The 17,724-nt window shown below is 31.6% G+C and carries 14 protein-coding genes; 9 read left to right on the forward strand and 5 right to left on the reverse strand.

Annotation, left to right across the window (positions count from 1 at the left end):
* The first annotated feature begins 126 nt into the window (after positions 1 to 126).
* Positions 127 to 714, forward strand: coding sequence for a hypothetical protein (locus J8L88_RS11370; protein WP_211060784.1), 588 nt, complete (start codon positions 127 to 129; stop codon positions 712 to 714).
* 54 nt (positions 715 to 768) lie between these two features.
* On the opposite strand, the gene J8L88_RS11375 is transcribed toward J8L88_RS11370, so the two are convergent.
* Positions 769 to 1,491, reverse strand: coding sequence for a hypothetical protein (locus J8L88_RS11375; protein WP_211060785.1), 723 nt, complete (start codon positions 1,489 to 1,491; stop codon positions 769 to 771).
* 41 nt (positions 1,492 to 1,532) lie between these two features.
* Complete coding sequence (locus tag J8L88_RS11380; RefSeq protein WP_211060786.1) at positions 1,533 to 7,646, reverse strand: alpha-2-macroglobulin; 6,114 nt, start codon at positions 7,644 to 7,646, stop codon at positions 1,533 to 1,535.
* A gap of 482 nt (positions 7,647 to 8,128) precedes the next feature.
* Between J8L88_RS11380 and J8L88_RS11385 the strand changes: the two genes are divergently transcribed.
* Together J8L88_RS11385 and murC are read left to right on the forward strand one after the other, a co-directional pair.
* Positions 8,129 to 8,827 (forward strand): peptidoglycan-binding protein, encoded by a 699-nt coding sequence (locus J8L88_RS11385; protein ID WP_118387156.1) that lies wholly within the window; start codon positions 8,129 to 8,131, stop codon positions 8,825 to 8,827.
* A gap of 119 nt (positions 8,828 to 8,946) precedes the next feature.
* Positions 8,947 to 10,299, forward strand: a complete 1,353-nt coding sequence (murC, locus tag J8L88_RS11390; RefSeq protein ID WP_211060787.1) for a UDP-N-acetylmuramate--L-alanine ligase — start codon at positions 8,947 to 8,949, stop codon at positions 10,297 to 10,299.
* A 1-nt stretch (position 10,300) separates the two neighbouring features.
* On the opposite strand, the gene J8L88_RS11395 is transcribed toward murC, so the two are convergent.
* The 3 genes from J8L88_RS11395 to J8L88_RS11405 all read right to left on the reverse strand — a co-directional run bounded on the left by J8L88_RS11395 (position 10,301) and on the right by J8L88_RS11405 (position 11,919).
* A complete protein-coding gene (locus J8L88_RS11395) occupies positions 10,301 to 10,900 on the reverse strand; it encodes an FMN-binding negative transcriptional regulator (RefSeq protein ID WP_211060788.1) in 600 nt (199 codons plus the stop codon).
* Between the two features lie 3 nt (positions 10,901 to 10,903).
* Complete coding sequence (locus tag J8L88_RS11400; protein WP_027392569.1) at positions 10,904 to 11,347, reverse strand: DUF1569 domain-containing protein; 444 nt, start codon at positions 11,345 to 11,347, stop codon at positions 10,904 to 10,906.
* 125 nt (positions 11,348 to 11,472) lie between these two features.
* On the reverse strand, positions 11,473 to 11,919 hold the full coding sequence (locus J8L88_RS11405; RefSeq protein ID WP_027392568.1) for a hypothetical protein: 447 nt from the start codon (positions 11,917 to 11,919) through the stop codon (positions 11,473 to 11,475).
* A 228-nt stretch (positions 11,920 to 12,147) separates the two neighbouring features.
* Between J8L88_RS11405 and radC the strand changes: the two genes are divergently transcribed.
* The 6 genes from radC to J8L88_RS11435 are packed head-to-tail and all read left to right on the forward strand — an operon-like array spanning position 12,148 to position 17,724.
* Positions 12,148 to 12,846, forward strand: coding sequence for a DNA repair protein RadC (radC, locus tag J8L88_RS11410; RefSeq protein ID WP_211060789.1), 699 nt, complete (start codon positions 12,148 to 12,150; stop codon positions 12,844 to 12,846).
* 8 nt (positions 12,847 to 12,854) lie between these two features.
* Positions 12,855 to 14,165: a polysaccharide deacetylase family protein gene (locus tag J8L88_RS11415; RefSeq protein ID WP_118387148.1), complete on the forward strand. Its 1,311-nt coding sequence runs from the start codon at positions 12,855 to 12,857 to the stop codon at positions 14,163 to 14,165.
* A complete protein-coding gene (locus tag J8L88_RS11420) occupies positions 14,146 to 14,835 on the forward strand; it encodes a YjjG family noncanonical pyrimidine nucleotidase (protein ID WP_027392565.1) in 690 nt (229 codons plus the stop codon). The genes J8L88_RS11415 and J8L88_RS11420 overlap by 20 nt, the downstream gene beginning before the upstream one ends.
* A 47-nt stretch (positions 14,836 to 14,882) precedes the next feature.
* Positions 14,883 to 15,473 (forward strand): hypothetical protein, encoded by a 591-nt coding sequence (locus J8L88_RS11425; RefSeq protein ID WP_027392564.1) that lies wholly within the window; start codon positions 14,883 to 14,885, stop codon positions 15,471 to 15,473.
* Complete coding sequence (locus tag J8L88_RS11430) at positions 15,470 to 16,870, forward strand: DUF5723 family protein (RefSeq protein WP_211060790.1); 1,401 nt, start codon at positions 15,470 to 15,472, stop codon at positions 16,868 to 16,870. The genes J8L88_RS11425 and J8L88_RS11430 overlap by 4 nt, the downstream gene beginning before the upstream one ends.
* Positions 16,870 to 17,724: a hypothetical protein gene (locus J8L88_RS11435; protein WP_211060791.1), complete on the forward strand. Its 855-nt coding sequence runs from the start codon at positions 16,870 to 16,872 to the stop codon at positions 17,722 to 17,724. The genes J8L88_RS11430 and J8L88_RS11435 overlap by 1 nt, the downstream gene beginning before the upstream one ends.

The raw sequence follows: 17,724 nt of genomic DNA on the forward strand, positions 1-17,724 counted from the left end.
TCGCGAACTATACGGGATAAGATTTTTTAGATGTAAGTGTTACAAATTGTCTTTTTGGTTATCCTTAATGTAAAGATACATCTTTTGATATCTAAAATGTATCTGTAATTAGAAGGGCTTTGCAATATGAAAACGCAAGAATATTTTATCAAAAAGATTGATCGATTTAGAGATGAACTTTATTCAGAAATAAACGAATTCGCTTCTATATATCTAAAATACGATGATAAACGTTTAATTTATCCAAAAACAAATTCTGAAATAGGATTTTGCAATATAGCTTCTGAAAAAATTGAAGCTCAAGAAATACAGGACATTTTAATAGATGAAAAAGGGATTTGCATTTACCCAAAATCGGATGCCTTTTTATCATATGATTTAATGGACGTGGTTAATATTTATGATCTAATGATTTTAAGATCGGTTGTTGAAAATGACGGACCTAGGCAAAATGTATACTTAGAAATACGAGAATTGATAGGTAATCAAAAGTTTTCTTTTACCGTTAGAGAGGGAAAGATTCAGTTTTTTCTTAAATCTTCTGAAGCATTTGCACTTGATAAAATAAAAAATATAATTATTAATGAGTTCGAAGTTTTTATCTACCCGCAATCAAGTGATTTTGATCCCTTTTCTTTATCAGATGTTATAAGTGAAAATGATCTAAAAGTTTTGAAAACTATTATTGAAAAAGAGCTAAAACAAAACACTTAAAAAACAACTAGTATTATAAAGCTTTTGTTTTAGCTATTTAGTTTAAATAGTTTATTAGAGAGGATTGTACTCTTTAGCCTTCCAATTTTTATTATCTAAATTTAAATATTGATAATGTATAACGTCCGTTTTGTCAAATTCTCCATCCTTATTAATGTCTTCAACAGTTTTAAAATACAATCTATTTTTGGATACTAATATTTTCCAATTGACTAATTCTTGATACTCTGGGGTTATCTTAGTAAAATTTGACCCATCGATATTGCTGATGTATAAAGATTTTAAATCTTGATAATCTAGAATTTGATCTTGATTAGTGTCTTTATCTATCACCTTGTACAGTAAATATTTTGATTTAGTTCGATCGAATATTTCTTTTAGAAAAGTTACCGATTGAATATTAATTGTCTCTTCTGTTAGTGGAACTAGTTTTTCAGAATCGATATGTTGAAACTTTAAATTTGTTAAGTTTCCAGTAATCTGATATTTAGATTGATTGGATACAGAAAAATTGGTATTCTTATAATCCGAAGATCTGTAAGATGTTTTAGACCAAGATTTGCTAATTTTTAAAAAACCAATCGGGTGTATTAAATAATCTGTACTATCCATCCGAATCGGCAGATCTGCCGCCTCGATTAAGGTAGTATCTTTTTTTAATTCTGTTGTTTCTTTGTTTTTACCGCTGTTATCATATACTATTTTAGGCTTTTTACCATCAGTACAACTTGCTAGTACACAAATTAAAAGTATAAGTATTAAACTATTTTTTATCATTATATTCTAGTAATCAAATTAATTAGATTCGAGCTTAAAGTCTATTTTACTTTTACTCTTATTCCTTCAGAATGGCTGCTAAACTCCGGTGCATACATACTTTGTATTGTAGTGATGCCATTAGAGAAATCTCCTTTATTATTCACACGTAAATCATATTCAAAGACATAAACTCCTTTTGGTAAATAGTCAAAGAAAAAGTTGGTAGAAGCATCTTTAGTACTTTCATAATAACCTAATCCATCTTGGTATTTGTATCGTGAGATAACATTAATAGGTTCCAATCCAGAAGCACGCATATCTTTCATGTGTACAAATTCCATAGCGCGATCAGATCGTAACTCGATACGAACTCTAACTAAATCCCCTAATTCTAATTGTGTCTTATCTGTGATTTCTGTAATCTCTTCACCAGTATCCGTATTCTTTTTTAAGAATAATTTTTTCTTCAACTTTAAAGGGGTTTCTGCTGAGGTAATTTTATCCAGATTTTCAAAATATTGCCAGTACAATGCTCCCCAAGCGATCCCTTTTCCTTTTTTGGTGATTTTGGCAGTTGCCATATCTTTCTGTATCTCATTCCCATTCCAGGATGTTTTGAAATATCCTGTTCCTGCTTCTACTTTTACATCTTCCATGGTACTAGGATCAATTTTTTGATTTCCTAATACGATTTCTACCATATCAGTTACAGATAACCAGTCGCTACCTTGTAATAATAATGCATACACTGCCTCTGTAGTAGCTTTGGTAGTTTTCCATTGATTAGTTTGTTTGTTTTTAAGTAACCAAACTTTAAGATTGTCTACAATTTCAGTCTTTTTGGGTTCTTGTTCGATTTCTGCAAAAACTTCAATCATCAAGGCTTGTGTTTCTATAGGAGCCTGATACCAAAACCAACTAGCAGTATTAGATTTCCAGTACATTCCTAGTTCTTCGCTAGTGATGCTTTTTTCGTCTAATGATCTAATGATTTTAGTGGCAGTATTGGTGTCGTTATTTCGGTGTAATATTAAAGCCAATAAGCCTTGTGGATATAAACCTCTTTTTAACCAATATTTTTTGGATTGTCCTAAATAATAATCCCAAGCTTCATTAGTATTATTTGCTCTTTTAATATCTGTAAAGAAGCTACGCATATATAGATAATGCATTTGCGTGTAACTAAGATGGTCTTCATTAATATCTATCTTGTTGCGCTTACAATATCTTTTAAGCTCTTCATATTCTTTTATAAATTCTTTATCTAGATAACGAACTGCTTTTTGAAGCATATTCTGAGTTTTGTTGTCATATTTTGTAACACCTAGTTTTTTAAGATGTCCAAAACCTGAAGCTATGTGCTGAGTGATATAACGATTTTCTCTTCCTTCTTTAAACCAAGGGAAAGCTCCAGAACCATACTGCATTTGCTGTAGTTTGTTAATAGCACTTTGCAATTCATTATTCATCTTATTAAGATCGAAAAGTAATGCAATGCGTTTCTTTTGTTCTGTTTCACTTTGTGCATCTCTTAACCAAGGTGTCTCTTGTATGATTAGCGATTTTAATTCTTGATTTTTCTCTAGATTGCTAAGTAAAGCATCCGTGTTTTTCCACTGATTGAATACTTCCTGAATTCTTGGGTTAGAATTAGCAATATGACTTGCTAAAGAATTTGCATAATATCTAGAGAATGTTTGTTCTGCACATTCGTATGGATACTCCATTAAGTAGGGTAGTGCTTGCACAGCATACCAAGCTGGATTAGATGTCATCTCTAATGTGAGCTTATGATTTTTTAATGTAGTGGATGTGTTTTCTTTTAATTTATCTAATGTAAATGTCTTGGTCTGATTAGAACGGATCCACATAGGTAATGTTTCTATAACCAGCATTCGGTTTGATAACACAGGTAATACATTCTGTTCTCCATCAGAAAACTCACCAGCTTTTGCTATAATTTTATATTGTACCGTTTGTACAGTAGAGGGAATCGAAAGTTCCCACGATACATTAGTATTTCCAGCTGCTTTTACAGAAAAATCTTTGCGAATACTAGTGTTCTGTAAATCGGTGTCAATTGATTTACCGGTCAAAGCATCTGTTAATTGTAACTCGATAACTCCACTAAGATCTTTAGAAGAAATATTAGAGACTTTAGAACTCAGAATAATCTTATCACCTTCTCTAAGAAATCTTGGAGGATTTGGTAAAATCATTAGTTCCTTTTGGGTAATAGTTTCTAATAGTTGTGTTCCAGCATTTAGCTTTTTAGTATGTGCCAATAGTTGCACTTTCCATTTAGTCAATGCCTCTGGAGCAGTAAAATTAAAACTTATGTTACCTTCTGCATCCGTAGTTAACTTCGGAAAGAAAAATGCGGTTTCCTGAAGATTTTTACGAATCTTAACTCCTTCTAGGGATGGTTCTTTTCCTCCATAAACTCCTTTCAAGGAATCTGTTATTTTATCGGTAAGTGCGTTAAGAGATTTTTGTTCAATCTGAGACTCATTGGCAACTACAGCAACTTCTTCTAGTTCTGCATCATCCGCGGCCATTTCCATAGATGCCATGGGAGCAGAAGCTAATTTTCTGCTTTTTTTACCTCTTACACCAGAGGCGAAAGAGTCCATTCGGTAATTGTATGAATTTCCAAAATATAATCCAAACCAATTTAGTTGATCATATCCCTGATGTTGGAAACTGGCGATCCATAGTTGTTGATCATAGATATTAAAATTCCCTTTAGCAAAACTTTTGGTTGCATTTCGTTGTGAGTACGAATAGTAAATAGGTCGATTGATAGGATTAAAATACCATTGATGCGGCTTAAATTGATCTAAAGAAGCATCATACATACTGGCTAGTAGCTCTGCAGTTACTTTATCTCCTTTAGGTCCTTTTACAGTAAAACTCCAAGTTTCTTGTTGTCCTGGTTGTAACTTATCTCTAAAGGTGTTAGTTTCTATAGTAAGCGCTGTCGGTTCATACGGAACTGCAATCGGTATAGTACCACTTTGATATGCATTATAATTTGCAAAACTATATGTAACGGCAAAACCACCTAGATCTTCTTTATTTACGGGTATTTTGATAGTCTTACTATTGTTAGATAATTTAATCAGTTTAGTTTCAATTACCTTTTGATTTTTCTCAATATCTAAAGTGACTGTAATATCTTCTGAGGCAGAACTTAGTTTTAGTATAACTTCATCTCCAATTGCGTATTCACCTTTGTCCGTAGTAATTTCAAACAGTTTATTGTCGGCTATAGTTTTATCAGATTGGTCATAGATATTAATATATTTAATATCCTTTACTTCTTGTCCAAATCGATCTTTAGTTAAAAGTTCAATTACATACTTGCCAGTTTGCCATTTCTTAATAGTTTTTAGTAATATGTCCTTAGTTCCTTTTGCATTTTCTTTAGTTTCCTTAGTGTCATACATTCTTTCTAAAACAAGATTTCCTTTTTCCCAATTCCTATAATCATCTTCGTTTTTATAAGCATCATGCGGGAATAATTTCTTGAATTCTTCTTTACTCATATTACTGTAATCAGGAGCTTTCCAAGGGCGAACTCGTAAAGGGCATTCAGGAGCTTGTAGTCTGTAAATTTTAAGACTTCCTGTATTTGCTATAAATTCATTGTTCAGATTTTGAGTAGTAATATTTAGGATATTGCCTTTTTTGGTTTTATCAATTTCGGAATCAATATTAATAGATGCTGTTAATGCATGATATCCCACGTTTACATAGGTTGTAGTGCTTCTGGTTTCTCCATTAATATCTGTAACATCCGCTATTATTTTATAAGTAAAAGTAGGTTGATTATCTTTTGAAACACTTTTGTCTGGTAAAGCAGCGAATGTAATGTTGTATTCTCCTATATCATTGGTCGTGGTCTCACCGTGTGTAATTTCTTGTTCTTCACTGTTTCTAGGATACCAATAACACCAACGAGGATACTGTATTTGTCTATATACTCGGTATACTACTTTAGCGTCTGTAATATTGCTACCGGCATAGGCAGTAGCAGTTGCTGTGAGTTTAATATTATCATTAACTCTATAGGTTTCTGTAACTGGATTAAAATTTGTTTCGAATTTAGGGCGCTTGTATTCTTCTACAGAAATATAGGTGCTATTGTAATTATCTGTTTGGATTGTATAATTACCTGTTAACCCAGAAAAAGGTAGAATAAATTCTCCAGCAAATGATCCATATTCATTGGTAGTGAATTTAAGTAGTTTAATTTCTTGCCCATTTACATCAATAAGTTTTGCAAAGGTTGGTCTATTAGCTACTACTTTAGGATCTTCTTTTCCTTTGGTAGCCATCATAATCCCTTTGAAATATACGGTTTGTCCAGGTCTGTAAATACTTCGGTCTGTAAAAAGAAAAGTAGAATATCTGGTGCTATTATCTGGTTGACTATCACCACCATATTGATTAAGATATATTCCTTTAAAATTTGCTTTATCTGTACCCTTAGTAACAGTTGCTAATACATTGTAGTAATAACCTTCTTGAGAAAAGAACGCTTCTCCTTTTTCGTTAGTTGTTAGCGTTTTATTTAAACTATTTCTTCTACTATCTGCAAAGAGTTTAATCGAGGCATTAGGTATTGGTATTCCATTATTTCTATCAATAACCTGAAACTTAGTTTCTTTTGTTGTTTTGTTTTCTAAAAGAGTCAGGTTAGTAACTTGTAAATCTCCAAAAGTGAATGTATGATCTGCGCTTAAATCTTTGGTAATTGATCCAACAATAATATATGATCCTTGCCCTAATGAAGGAACGGCAATTTCCATGTTATGGTTTTGGTAATCTTTTTTGTCAATAAATTTTGATTCCCATGAATGAACTTCTGATAATTTGTTTAGAAATGCTACTTTCTTTTTTGGCTCATATATTTTCTGTAAAGATTGTATTTGATTTTGATTTGCTTTTAATACTTTAAAATATAGAAGTTCAAGGTTTTTATAGTTTACTAGAAGCCTAGATGGTTTGTTAATTGGGATGTAACTTTCTAACTTTATAGAATTAACTTGCGCATCAAGAATTTGTTCTTTTTGATATGCACAATTAATAGCTCCTCTGGATTTAGGATATTGCGAAATAGCTGCTTCACAAACTTCCAAGGCTTTTTTAAGTGCCCAACGATGAGTTTCATTCTCTGCAGGAATATAAGTAGCGGCTTGTGTCTGATAAAGAGTAACTATTTCATAGTCGTATAGGGTGGAGGATGGGCTGTTTTTATGTTTTTCTTTTTCTGAAAGTAAGGTAGCTAGTAAAAGTTCTTGTTTATCATTAAACACAGCATTGTCATGAATGAATTTTAAACGTTCAATGTTTACTTCGATTAATGCATCAGGTTCCTTATCTCTCTTATGAAAATTGATAAGACTTTGGTATATTTTTAAAGCATGGAACTGTAAGGATAAAGAATCCTTAGTGTTAAGTTTGATTATAGAAAAAGGTTCGTGATCTTTTAAGTAATCAGGGGAGTCAATTTCAAAAGCATATGCTGGTTTAGTAATGCTTGTTTCTGAGGTTTTATAAAAAGCTAAAGCATTATGCGATAGAAAATCAAAAAGTGTAGGTCGATATATTTTAGAACCTGTAGACTCTGATAAAATGTCATTGAATCTTATTAGATCTGTCTGTTGAGCTAATAAGCCATTTTCTAGTGATTTCTGATAATACAGATGGATTTCTGCAAATAACGTTTCTAAATCCCATGTTCTGAAATCTTCTTTATCTACTTTTTCAGAAGTTTTAGTACGATCATAAAATTGCCATCTATGTTCTTGGAAATATTGCCAATATAAATTGGCTAAAATACTTTCTAAGATATTTCTGCTAGGGAATTTACTGTTAGAAATTTCACTTTTAAATTCCTTAATGATATTTAGCTGAGCATTTTCTTCTAAAACTAAATTGTATTTAGCTTTGTAAATCAAAGCTTTAGTGATTTGATTTGTGTTGTTTGCTTTTTTTGCCTTACTATGGATCGTTTCTATAATTTCTAGAGCGGATTTAGGAAGACCTTGTTGGTCAAACTCTTCTACTTTTTTCCAATCGTCTTGATAATTGTAGTCGTTCTGAGCCATCATATAATTTAGGTTTGTAATAAAGAGTATGAAAACAAGAATGATGTGTTTTTTCATCTGTTTGGTTTTTTTGTGTTTGTTAAAACAATAGTACAAGTCTTATACCACATATTTTAGATAAAGATTTGTAAATAGTAAATAACTATATAAAGCTACATAATTGCAACGATAAATTAGGGAAAAGCTTGTTTTGATTAGTGTAGTATTTAATTGAATGAGTATTTAGAGCTCTATTAAGTGGTGATTTTAGTGATTTATGTTCAGGAAATAGACCTAGATTTAATTTGAAAGTATGCCTATTAGTCACATTTTATTTTTGATTTTAGCTGTTGGTGTTAATACTCCATACAGTACATTCTGAAATAATTGAGGGTCGTAGACTTAATAGTTTCTGTTTTTATGACTATATTTATAAGTAATAATAAAAGTTGATTTTTCCCCAAAAAAAGGTTCGTATCCGTTTCGAGCCAACTATACTCACTGTGCTTATATATAGCAGATGATCATTTATATTTTTACTATAAACCAAATTTTAAATTATGAAGGGTATTATTATTTTTCTATTAGTTATTATAACATTAGTTATGGGGTATAATCAGTATCACAAATACCAAAGATTTCATCCTAAAAATGTGAATTATGTATCCAAAGATACCGTGGATAATTCCTATTACGATCAAAATGTTGTGATGGATTATTATGAAGCAATTGAGATGTTAAATGGATTTGTTATATCCCAATGGTCTACAAACCGTATAGATGTTAGAAATCCAAAAAAAGACAATGCCGCGACTCAATATGCTGTAAATGAGTACCAAAAAAAAATAGGGAAAGTGAAGTATTATGAAGCTATTTTGCTTCAATCTACGGCATATAAATCTAAAGGATTATCTAATGAAGAGATTCGATTACTAGAGAATAATCAACGGTCTAGCGAAGATCTTTCGAAACAAAAACAAAAAGATGAGTTTTATAATGTTTTCGAAAAGGTAATTTTACAGAAAACACTACAAATTGGAGACCGAGGACCTTTCGTATATGAGTTGCAAAAACAACTTACTATAGATGGATATGTTATAGCGGTTGATGGGAATTTTAAAATTGAAACACAAACTGCATTAAAGGATTTTGAATTAAAAAATCAATTGTATCCAGATGGAATATTAGATGTTTTAACGCTTCGTGAACTTCTGAAATCTCCAAATGAGAAGACACGACCATTAATTGCTACTCAATAATCTATTCATTTATGATCGTTTATAAATACGAACAAAACCTTTTACTTATTTTAGGTTTTACTTTCTTTTATAATTAAATGTAGATTGTATCTTTACTTTTTTGAATTAAGAATATAATTATGCGTGTACATTTTATTGCTATAGGAGGTAGTGCTATGCACAATCTAGCTATGGCGTTGCATCAAAAAGGAGATGAGGTAACAGGGAGTGATGATGTAATTTTTGAGCCTTCAAAATCTAGATTAGATAGATTTGGACTATTGCCACAAGCTTTCGGTTGGTATCCTGAAAAAATTACTTCTAATATTGATGCGATCATCCTTGGAATGCATGCAAAAGAAGATAATCCAGAGTTGCTTAAAGCGCAAGAGTTAGGATTAACAATATATTCATATCCAGAATTTCTGTATGAACAGTCTAAGAGTAAAACACGAGTGGTGATAGGAGGTTCTCATGGTAAGACTACGATTACTTCTATGATTCTTCATGTATTGCATTATCACGATAAAGAAGTAGATTATATGGTTGGAGCCCAGTTAGAAGGGTTTGATACGATGGTTCATTTAACTGAAGAAAATGATTTTATGGTTTTGGAAGGTGATGAATATCTTTCTTCGCCTATAGATCGAAGGCCCAAATTTCATCTATATAAGCCTAATATAGCATTGCTTAGTGGTATTGCTTGGGATCATATTAATGTATTTCCAACATTCGAAAATTATGTAGAACAGTTTCAGATTTTTGTGGATAGTATAGTTCGTGGAGGAAGTATAAACTATAATTCTGAGGATCCAGAGGTTGTTAAAGTAGTGGAGAATTCTGAAAACCAAATTCGAAAAATAGCTTACAATACTCCAGAATATAGGGTGGAGAATGGAGAGACTCTTCTGCAAACTCCAGAAGGAGAGATGCCTATAGAAGTTTTTGGGGCTCATAACTTGAGTAATTTGGCTGGTGCAAAATGGATTTGTCAACATATGGGTGTTGATGAGGATGAATTCTATGAAGCCATAGCTTCTTTTACGGGAGCTTCTAAAAGGTTAGAAAAAATTGCAGAAAGTGATACTGCGGTTGCTTATAAAGATTTTGCACATAGTCCATCTAAAGTAAGTGCAACTACTAAGGCAGTTAAAGAGCAATATAAGGATAGAAAGGTTGTCGCTTGTTTGGAGTTGCATACATATAGTAGTCTTAATGCAGAATTTTTAAAGGAATATGAAGGTGCACTGGATTTTGCAGATGAAGCTGTAGTTTTTTATTCGCCTAATGCAGTAAAAATAAAACAACTGGAAGAAGTATCAGCGGATCAAATAGCAAAAGCATTTAATAGAAAAGATCTTATTATTTATACAAATCCCGAAGAGTTTAAAGCATACTTGCACCAAAAAGATTTTACTAATGCTGCTTTGTTACTGATGAGCAGTGGTAATTATGGCGGGTTAGATTTTGATGAGATAAAAGGAATGATGTAATCTAAAAATGCTTTTTAAATAATCCATTTACAAAATCAGCAACGCTTTTTTGATTGTTTTTAATCAATTCCTGTTTTGCATTTTCGATATCTTCAGGTATTTTGTCCTGGCTTAGTTTAAATTTTCCTTCCCAGTCTTGTACTTCAATTTCGAAAGTATGTATATAAGGAATTAAGCGATCCATTCTGGGGTCCTCTATGGATAGTTTAAAATTTTGATCAGGGTTTTCTAAAAAATCAGTCATAATAACCATGGATTTTTTTATTAATTCTGGATCTTTAATTTCTTTAACAGTTCCTGTGGCATGTGCAATTATATAATTCCAAGTCGGCAATTGGTTTGTTGTGTATATAGATGGCGAGATATATGTCTGAGGCCCCTGAAAAACTGTTGTGATAGGATAATTATCTTTTAGTAAACTTATATGAGGATTGTTTGCGTCAATATGGCCAACCAGTTTGTCTCCATGAAATATAAGAGGAGCGTGTGTAATAAAAGGTTTTGTTTCTTGAGCTGAGACTAATGTAGCAAAAGGGTAGGTAGTCGCTACGCTTTTGATGTTTTCTAAATTATAGTCTTGATGGTGTTTTGGTGGATACACAGACTATACGTTAAATTGTTGTAAATGATGATCTAAATGCTTGTACTGCATTTTTCCCCATTGATCTTTTGTGAATTTTCCGAACATAGGATGTGGATCCCATTCTGAAACGGTTCTTTTTTCAGAGAATTCATTAACAAGCGCTACAAGATGTTTTTTCTCCTGATCAAAAACTTTAGCGTCTACAACTTTTAATTTGGGATGAGTAGGTAAACTCCTTTTCCAAGGTTTGTCGTTATACAAAGATTTTTTAAAGAATAATTTAGCCAGTAAGCTAGGTTTCATTGATGGATACTCCTTTTTAAGAGCTATTTTAAGAGGAAACTGACAATGATAAAACATTTGAGAAATATCCATTTTACCCCAAGAAGGAGTACTCGTGTTAGATAGTCTATGAATACGTTCTTCTATTTCGTTTTTCGTAGTTTCGTCAAAAAGAGATTTCATATCAATGTAGTTTAGTATTCACTACTCAAAAATAATAGAATTATTTTAAAAATAGTATATAAGAATACTAAGCTATTGCTAAATAACTTCTTAATCAATATTTATGAAATAAAAAAGATTTGGTATTAACCTACTTTCTCGAAAACAAGTTTTAGAATTCCTTCTAAATCTCCATTGGCAGAAATATCTTGAGGTGTTCCGAGATTAATCATTAACGGTTGCTCTTTAATTTTTCCCATTAAGAAATATTGAAAAGTCGTACCTGATTTAAATTTGAAACCTGTTAGTTGAGATCCAAAAGAAGTAAAAGTTACTGCTGTTTTTGAAGTGTTATCAGCTCCAAATGCGTCTATAGTAGCATCAAAAACAGCGGTTAACATATCATCACTGTAATAGTCCCATTTAATAGAGGTTCCATTACAAGCCTGTAGTTCATATTCTGATTGTGCTTGACATCCTCTTGGTACTTGTATGTGGTTTCCTACTAGATTTAGAAAGCTAATACGTTTTCTGTCTTGTCCATAAAAACTAATAGTAGCCAATAATAATACGAAAGTAAAAATGTTCTTCATAAATAGGTTAATTTGAAGTTGTTAAATTCTTTGTTTTTAGATTATGGGTGGTCAAATATAGTAAAACTTTCATTTTCAAACAAATATATGTATGATGAATATTTAAATATCGACAAGATATTCCGTTTTCATTTGTATTTTTTAGGCAATAATATCTTGTATTTGAGATAAATAGTTTATACTTATAGGTTGAAAGTTATAGGGAATAAAACTGCATAAAAAAATTGTATGAGTGAGCTTAATTCGTCATTTTCTATTAGGAAATGGAGTGAAAATGATCGACCAAGAGAGAAATTGTTGGTTAAAGGGAAGAATTCGTTAACTGATTCAGAGCTGATAGCAATTTTGATTGGTTCTGGAAACCGTGACGAAAGCGCTGTAGCATTAAGTAAACGAATTTTGGCAAGTGTTGATCATCAAATTAATTCGTTAGGAAAATTATCTATCAAACAGTTGATGAGTTTTAAAGGAATAGGAGAAGCTAAGGCAATATCGATAGTAGCAGGTTTAGAACTAGGGAGAAGAAGAAAGGAAGAGATTGTTCCGGTTATACCCAAGATTAGTACAAGTAAAGATGTTTTTGATATACTAAGTCCTCTTATAGGAGATTTAGAACATGAGGAGTTTTGGGTATTGTATCTTAATAATTCGAATAAAGTATTACAAAAGAAACAAATAAGTGTAGGAGGAAAAACCGGTACATTGGTGGATCCTAGAATTGTATTTAGATATGCGTTAGAATTTAATGCAACTTCGATAATATTAGCTCATAATCATCCGAGTGGCTCATTAACCCCGAGTCAGTCTGACAAATCATTAACTCAAAAACTAAAACAAGCCGGACTTAGTTTAGATATTAAATTATTAGACCATTTGATAATAACAGAAAAGGAGTATTTTAGCTTTGCAGATCAAGTAATACTATAATTGAGAATATGTTATTAGTTTATGTTCAAAAAATAACTCCGAGGGTATCTTATACTTTTAAGCATATTTGTAAGCGAATTTTGGGATTGGAAGTAGGCTTTACTTCTAAAATAGAGTCTTTTATTGCTCATGATGGACCTAAACTTTCTTATGGTAAACAGCCCTTAGGTAAAGAACTTTACTTTCAGAGTGTAGATTTACTTTTTGAACATGGATTTAATGAGGTGGATATTCAAGTGATTCCTTGGGGAGAAACCCAATGTTTCTTTCAGGTTAAACATCCTGATACTGCTTTGCCTTTTGATATTTTTGCAGCTAGTTTTTACTTATTAACCAGGTACGAGGAATATCTTCCGCACGTAAAAGATGAACTTGGTCGATTTACAGCTACAGAAAGTATAGCTTACCAACATGGATTTTTGCAAGAACCAGTGGTTGATATATGGGCGTTTGAATTTAAGAATATTCTAAAAGAAAAGTATTCGGATATAGCATTTCAAGAAAAAGAATTTAGAATATATCCCATATTGTATATCAATCAAACTTTTGCTTATTGGCAAAAAGGAATTTTAAGATCAATTGGTGGCGGTTTACGTGATTTATGGCAGTTAAAAATAAGTGATGTCACGGATAGGTTTAAAGTAATGTTAGGGATAAAGAAAGACCCTTATAATACATTTGATTTTGTAATTAATTTACAAAAAAATAAAATAAGAGACTGTCTTGTATTTTTTGGTTTAGGTGATTATACTAACCTTGAAAAAAACATTAGTCATAGTAATCCAGAACACCGAAAAGTTATCAAGCACGTTTCTGATTATGTAAACGTAGGACTTAAAGTGTCGTATGATGCTATCTCGGATTTAGAAATGTTAAAAGAAGAGAAAACTAGAATAGAGAATATTGTGAATAGGCAGATGCTGTATTCTCTATGTTCATTTTATAAAATAAAACTACCAGAAGCCTATAGAAATTTTATTGAATTAGAGATAAAGGAAGATTTTTCTATGGGTTATCCTGAGCAAGCAGGGTTTAGAGCAGGAACGTGTACCCCGTTTATGTTTTATGATTTAGATTACGAGGTGCAAACTCCTTTAGTGATACATTCTTTTTGTTGCACTGCTAAAAGTTTTGATAAGGCGGAAAATGAGTTTACAGTAAAGCAAGAATTACTAGATTATATTAAAAAGATAAAAAAAGTAAACGGATTATTTATTCCTGTTTTTAGCAATGGCTTGTTTAGTGATCTTAATGAGCAGAGTTTTTGGGAATCAATATTTGAGTTTATTTGGAATCAAGATGAAGATAAAAAAGATTGATCATGTGTTTTTTGACTTAGATCATACGCTATGGGATTTTGATAAAAATTCTACTTTGGCTTTTGAGTTGATGTTTACTAAATTCCAAATATCAGTTCCCGTAAATGATTTTTTAGTTGTTTATCAACCTATAAATTTGCACTATTGGAAACTCTATAGAGAAGAACAGGTTACTAAAACAGAACTTAGAAGAGGTCGTTTAATAGAAGCTTTTGCTGCTTTTGAGATGCAATTTCCTTTAGAGATTATCGATGCTTTATCAGATGATTATATTAATTTTTTACCATTGAATAATTACCTTATTGCTGGTGCAAGAGAGCTGTTGACATATTTAATGCCTAAATATCAATTGCATATCATTACCAATGGTTTTAGAGAGGTCCAAAATACAAAGCTTTCTAACTCCGAAATCAATCATTATTTTAACACAGTTACAAATAGTGAAGATGTGGGAGTTAAGAAACCAAATCCAATAATATTTGAACATGCAATTAGGGTTTCTGGCGCGAATATTGTTAATAGTTTAATGATTGGAGATAATTACGAAGCTGATATTGTTGGTGCCGAATCATTGGGAATTAAAGCAATATGTTTTAATTATCATAAAGAAAAGTTACCAGAATCCGCAATACAAGTTTCTGAATTAAATGAAATAAAAAGATATATTTAGTAATAAATATTTGTATATTTTCGTTAATACTAAACAACTCCCCCCAGATGAAAACAAAAAAAGCCAGTTTATTACTGCTACTTTTTAGTGCAGTTTTAACAACAGTTTCCTGCGTAAAGGAACTAGATTTTGAGCAACTCGAAGATGTTGTTCTCACACCTGTAATTGAAGCAGATTTTATTTATTCAGAATTTGATGTGTCCGATTATATACCTGATGGCCTTCCTTCGGATACAGATTTTACAATTCCTCCGGATGTTCTAAGAGATACTATTAATTACGATTTAGTTGGGACTGATTTTGCAATCGATAATTTAGATAGAGTAGAGCTAACTATAGAGGTTCGCAATACAATTCAAAGATCTTTTACGCTTCAGTTTCAGTTTTTAACAGAAGGTGAACAACCATTAGGCCAATTATATAGTGTTCCTGTACAAGCTGGGATGGGGGAAGGTACAGAGCCTGTAGTGTCGTTCTCTGTTCCTAATCCAATTGTATTGGATAATGCTACGTTAAATCAATTATCATCTGCCCAAAAAATTGCAACAGAGATTATTGTACCAACTCTTAATACTGATTTAAGAGGTGTTTTAAATATAAGGTCTAAAGCTAGTTATTATGTAAATTACGAATTATGAGAATCTTATTATGCCTTTGCTTAGGTTTATTGGGATACTCGGGATATTCTCAGAACAAGGAAACCTTATATGATTTTACAGATTTGCCGCAATCATTAATGCTTAATCCTGGTGCGGATGTAAATTTTAAATACCATGCTGGAGTACCGTTTTTATCGCAAATTCATTTCAATGTTGGATTTAGGGGAACCTCTCTTTATGATGTTTTCGCTGATGATGGTAGGGATATTAATGATAAGATAGAGAATACTATAAATACATTAACAAGTAAAGATTACTTTACATTTACCCAGCAATTGGATATTATTAATTTTGGTTGGAGAAGTAAGCGTAATAAAGATTTATATTACTCTGCTGGTTTATATCAAGAGCTAGACCTGATTGTATATTTTCCTAAAGATTTTGCAGTATTGGCTTATCAAGGAAATCAAGATTTTATAAATGTACCGTTTCGATTTTCTAATGTAAGCGCTACTGGAGAGTTACTCACAGTATATCATTTTGGTTATAATAAAAAAGTAAATAAAAAACTCACTTTCGGTGCAAGAGCAAAATTGTATTCTAGCATATTTAATTTTAGAAGTACCAAAAATAGAGGTACGTTTACTACTATAGAAACTCCACAAGGAAATAATATATACCAACATGTAATTAGTAATGCAGATGTAAGTGTTCAAACGGCGGGATATGCTTCTTTGAGGGATATCGAATCGGAAGATAACTCGGATGGATCAAAACAAGTTCTAAATAAATTTTTGGGTAGAGCATTTCTTGGAGGTAACTTGGGGGTTGGTGTCGATGTTGGGTTTACCTATAAGTTAGAGGATCAATGGACCATTACGGGTAGTGCAACTGATTTAGGGATGATTTTTTATACTAAGGATGTTGAAACATATCAGGCAAGAGGTAATTTTGTTTTTGAAGGATTCGAAACTCCAATTACAGATGATAATGGCCAGGATATTTTAGATGAGTTAGAAGAGGCGATCCCAATTGATACTTTAAATACTAGTTATGCTGCTTTACGTCCTGTAAAACTTAATGGTTCTATTAAATATTCTTTTAATAGATATGATGATGGGACTTGTAATTGCTTTATAGAAGGCGAGGATCCTCCTTATCAAGATGCTTTTGGTTTGCAACTGTTTTCTCAATTTAGACCTAAAAGACCGCAATACGCTGCTTCTTTATTTTATTACAAACGCTTATCTAATTTTTTAAAAGCGAAAGTTACTTATACAGTCGACGATTACTCTTATAAAAACGTTGGATTTTTAATGTCTACTCATATTAACAAAATTAATTTCTATATTTCGGCAAATAATCTTTTAGAATATTCTAATCTTGCAGATGCCAGGGGGGCATCTATTCAATTAGGATTTAATGTAATAATGTGATGAATATAATACGTGTTTTATTTTTTGGGCTTTCTTTTTTCTTTACAATTAATTTTTCAGCGCAGAGTACTGTGAATGATTATAAATATGTTATAGTGCCTGAAGGATATGTTTTTTTAAGGGAAAACGATGATTATCAATTAAATTCATTAACCAAATTTTTATTTGAAAAATATGGATTTACAGCATTTATTAGAGGAGAAGATTTGCCAGAAGATTTAAGAATGAATGGTTGTAAAGGGCTAAGAGCAGATGTGAGGAAAAATTCAGGATTATTAAAGACAAAACTTATAGTCGATTTAATTGATTGTAATGGGATTGTCGTATTCAGTACAAAAGAAGGAACTAGTAGAGAGAAAGAGTTTAAAAAATCATACCATGAAGCTCTTAGAGATGCTTTTAAGGATATAGAAGCTCTCAACTATAAGTATAATGGTAAAAAGGAGAATAATCCCGCTAAAAGCGATATTGTTGTTAAAGATAAATTACCTTCTGTTAATCAGACCGTACCTTCTAAAGATGCAATTGCTAAAAATAGTGAGGAGATAATTAAGAAAGCCGAAAGTAAGGTTTCTAAAGGAGATGTGTCCAAGGCTAAATCTTTGTCATATGTTTATAATGAGAGTATATATGCATTTGAGAAAAAAACATATGGTTTTGAATTGTTAACAAAGAATGCTGATGGATCCGTTTCTATTGGTAAAATATATAAATCTAGTAGAGATAATAATTATATAGTAAGAGCAGGAGATTTAAGCGGTGTTGGCTATTTTGATTCGTATGGAAATTTTATTCTTGATCGAGTTAATCCTGCAACTAGTAGGTTGATAACGGATACTTTTGCTCGTCAATAA

This window comes from Aquimarina sp. MMG015 (assembly GCF_018100855.1).
GTDB lineage: Bacteria > Bacteroidota > Bacteroidia > Flavobacteriales > Flavobacteriaceae > Aquimarina > Aquimarina latercula.

Bases quoted from the DNA above. Each gene is read 5' to 3' on its own strand.
- J8L88_RS11370 (WP_211060784.1), top strand. From the start codon at position 127: ATGAAAACGCAAGAATATTTTATCAAAAAGATTGATCGATTTAGAGAT.
- J8L88_RS11375 (WP_211060785.1), bottom strand. From the start codon at position 1,491: ATGATAAAAAATAGTTTAATACTTATACTTTTAATTTGTGTACTAGCA.
- J8L88_RS11380 (WP_211060786.1), bottom strand. From the start codon at position 7,646: ATGAAAAAACACATCATTCTTGTTTTCATACTCTTTATTACAAACCTA.
- J8L88_RS11385 (WP_118387156.1), top strand. From the start codon at position 8,129: ATGAAGGGTATTATTATTTTTCTATTAGTTATTATAACATTAGTTATG.
- murC (WP_211060787.1), top strand. From the start codon at position 8,947: ATGCGTGTACATTTTATTGCTATAGGAGGTAGTGCTATGCACAATCTA.
- J8L88_RS11400 (WP_027392569.1), bottom strand. From the start codon at position 11,347: ATGAAATCTCTTTTTGACGAAACTACGAAAAACGAAATAGAAGAACGT.
- J8L88_RS11405 (WP_027392568.1), bottom strand. From the start codon at position 11,919: ATGAAGAACATTTTTACTTTCGTATTATTATTGGCTACTATTAGTTTT.
- radC (WP_211060789.1), top strand. From the start codon at position 12,148: ATGAGTGAGCTTAATTCGTCATTTTCTATTAGGAAATGGAGTGAAAAT.
- J8L88_RS11415 (WP_118387148.1), top strand. From the start codon at position 12,855: ATGTTATTAGTTTATGTTCAAAAAATAACTCCGAGGGTATCTTATACT.
- J8L88_RS11420 (WP_027392565.1), top strand. From the start codon at position 14,146: ATGAAGATAAAAAAGATTGATCATGTGTTTTTTGACTTAGATCATACG.
- J8L88_RS11425 (WP_027392564.1), top strand. From the start codon at position 14,883: ATGAAAACAAAAAAAGCCAGTTTATTACTGCTACTTTTTAGTGCAGTT.
- J8L88_RS11430 (WP_211060790.1), top strand. From the start codon at position 15,470: ATGAGAATCTTATTATGCCTTTGCTTAGGTTTATTGGGATACTCGGGA.
- J8L88_RS11435 (WP_211060791.1), top strand. From the start codon at position 16,870: ATGAATATAATACGTGTTTTATTTTTTGGGCTTTCTTTTTTCTTTACA.